The 2,450-nt window shown below is 62.7% G+C and carries 3 protein-coding genes; all 3 read left to right on the top strand.

Annotated elements, in window-relative coordinates; all coding sequences use genetic code 11:
* The first annotated feature begins 79 nt into the window (after nt 1-79).
* The 3 genes from VSR72_RS43880 to VSR72_RS43870 are packed head-to-tail and all read left to right on the top strand — an operon-like array spanning nt 80 to nt 2,415.
* Nucleotides 80-466 carry a transposase gene (locus tag VSR72_RS43880; protein ID WP_342958405.1) on the top strand — a complete coding sequence of 129 codons (387 nt, stop codon included), beginning with the start codon at nt 80-82 and terminating at the stop codon, nt 464-466.
* Nucleotides 454-801: an IS66 family insertion sequence element accessory protein TnpB gene (gene tnpB / locus VSR72_RS43875; RefSeq protein ID WP_342958404.1), complete on the top strand. Its 348-nt coding sequence runs from the start codon at nt 454-456 to the stop codon at nt 799-801. Before VSR72_RS43880 ends, tnpB begins: the two co-directional genes overlap by 13 nt.
* 57 nt (nt 802-858) lie before the next feature.
* Nucleotides 859-2,415, top strand: a complete 1,557-nt coding sequence (locus VSR72_RS43870; RefSeq protein WP_342958403.1) for an IS66 family transposase — start codon at nt 859-861, stop codon at nt 2,413-2,415.
* Nucleotides 2,416-2,450 lie beyond the last annotated feature (35 nt).

Below are 2,450 nucleotides of genomic sequence, written 5' to 3'. Positions count from 1 at the left end.
GTAAGCGGCCGGGCAACCCATCTTGAGGATCGGTAAAGCTCTTGGGAGTATCGTGTCCACTTAACGAATAAGCGGACACGTGAACACTATCGAAGAAGTGACACCCTCCGAACGTCGACGCCGGCGACGCTACAGCGAGGAGTTCAAGGCCACTGTCGTAGCTGCCTGCCACGGAACCGGAGTATCAGTTGCAGCGGTTGCGCTGGAACACAGGCTCAACGCGAACCTGCTGCGACGCTGGATCGATCAAGCGGAAGGCAGGCTTCCGAAGGGCCTGCCGGGCCGTCCGGTAGATTTGCAACCGGCACCCGCGCCGGCATTTGTGCCGATTGCCCTGGAGACCCGGAGCTCTCATTCGGCGGAGATTCGCATCGAAGTGCGCCGGGGAGATCAGACGGTCACGGTAAGCTGGCCGATATCGGAGGCAGCCCAGTGTGCAGCCTGGCTGCGCGAGTGGCTGCGGTGATCCGGGTCGACGAGATCTGGCTGGCTGTCGATCCACTGGACATGCGCGCCGGCTTCGACACGGCACTGGCGCGCGTGGTCAAGGTATTCGGTGCCGCGCATCCGCACCACGCCTATCTGTTTGCCAACCGCCGGGCCAATCGAATGAAGGTGCTCGTTCATGACGGGATCGGCATCTGGCTGGCAGCACGACGCCTGAATCAAGGACAGTTCGTCTGGCCGCACGCGGGCAGCGAGCCAAAGCAACACGCGATGACGCACGAACAGCTGGCAGGCCTGGTGCTGGGCCTGCCGTGGCAGCGCATTGGCCAGGACGGCGTGATCCGCATCGTATGATGGCGACGTAAACAGTTCCGCTTCACCGGTGTGCGGGCTTCTGGCAGACTGGTCTGCATGAACCTGCCTACCGATCTTGACTCCCTCAGTCCGGAACAGTTGCGTGCCCTCGCAGTGCAGTTGATTGCCGAGGTGCAGGTGAAGGACCGGGAGGTCAGCGAGCGGGATCGGGAACTGCATTACCGGCAGACCCGCATCGATCAGCTGTCGCACGAGATCGCGATCCTCAAGCGCCAGCAGTTCGGCCGGCGCAGCGAGCAGCTCAACAGCGAGCAGATGAGCTTGCTCGAGGAAGCCATCGATGGCGACGTGGCTGCCATCGAGATGGAGCTCGAACAGCTCAAACCCCCGCCGGCTGAACGGCAACGTGAGCAGCCCAAACGCACGCCGCTGCCGCCGCAGTTGCCCCGCACCGATATCCACCACGAGCCTGTCAGCACGGCGTGTCACTGCGGCTGCGAGCGCGAGCGAATCGGCGAGGACATCAGCGAGAAGTTGGACTACGCACCGGGCGTGTTTACGGTGGAGCGGCATATCCGGGGCAAATGGGTATGCCGCAACTGCGAGACGCTGATCCAGGCACCGGTGCCCGCACACGTCATCGACAAGGGCATCCCGACCACTGGCCTGCTTGCGTCGGTACTGGTCAGCAAATATGCGGACCACCTTCCCCTGTACCGCCAGGAGCAGATCTTTAGCCGTGCGGGCCTCGCGATACCGAGATCCACGCTGGGCGCGTGGGTGGGCATGTGCGGTGTGCAGCTTCAGCCGCTGGTCGACGCACTGCGCGAGGAGATCCTGCAGCAGGGCGTATTGCACGCCGATGAAACGCCAGTGCAGATGCTCAGCCCTGGCAAGGGCAAGACGCACCGTGCGTACCTGTGGGCGTATACGTCCACCCAGTTCAGTGACCTGCGCGCGGTAGTCTACGACTTCACCGGCAGCCGCGCCGGTGCACATGCCCGCGCATTCCTCGAAGGCTGGCACGGCAAGCTGGTGTGCGATGACTACGGCGGCTACAAGGCATCATTCCAGCAGGGCATCATCGAAATCGGATGCGCCGCACATGCGCGGCGCAAGTTCTTCGAGCTGCACGCCAACCACAGCAGTCAGGTTGCGGGGCACGCCCTGCCGTTCTTCTCAGCGCTCTACGACATTGAGCGTGACGCAGCAGGACTGAATATGGATGAGCGATACCGGCTTCGCCAGTCGCGGGCAAAGCCGGTTTGCGATGCCTTGCACGGATGGTTGATTGCGCAGCGCAAGCTCGTATCCGAAGGCTCTGGCATTGCGAACGCTCTGGATTACAGCTTAAAGCGCTGGGAAGCGCTCACGCGCTATCTCGACGACGGGAGCGTGCCCATCGACAACAACTGGGTTGAAAACCAGATACGTCCATGGGCCATCGGTCGGGCCAACTGGATGTTCGCAGGTTCACTGCGAGCGGGGCAGCGTGGTGCTGCGATCATGAGCCTGATCCGCTCGGCACAACTCAACGGGCACGAACCGCACGCGTATCTCAAGGACATCCTCACGCGTCTGCCCACGCACAGGGCCAGCGACATTGCCGCGTTGTTGCCGCATCACTGGCAGCCGATACCGACAATCGCCTAACTTCGTCTGTCAAGACGGGATCGCTGGCCGCTTAC

Source organism: Paraburkholderia sp. JHI869 (assembly GCF_038900775.1).
Classification (GTDB): domain Bacteria; phylum Pseudomonadota; class Gammaproteobacteria; order Burkholderiales; family Burkholderiaceae; genus Paraburkholderia.
Note: the sequence above shows the minus strand (reverse complement) of the source record. Positions and strands in the feature narration are given on the sequence as shown.

Excerpts from the sequence above, each read along its gene's own strand:
- VSR72_RS43870 (WP_342958403.1), top strand. The coding sequence starts at position 859 with ATGAACCTGCCTACCGATCTTGACTCCCTCAGTCCGGAACAGTTGCGT.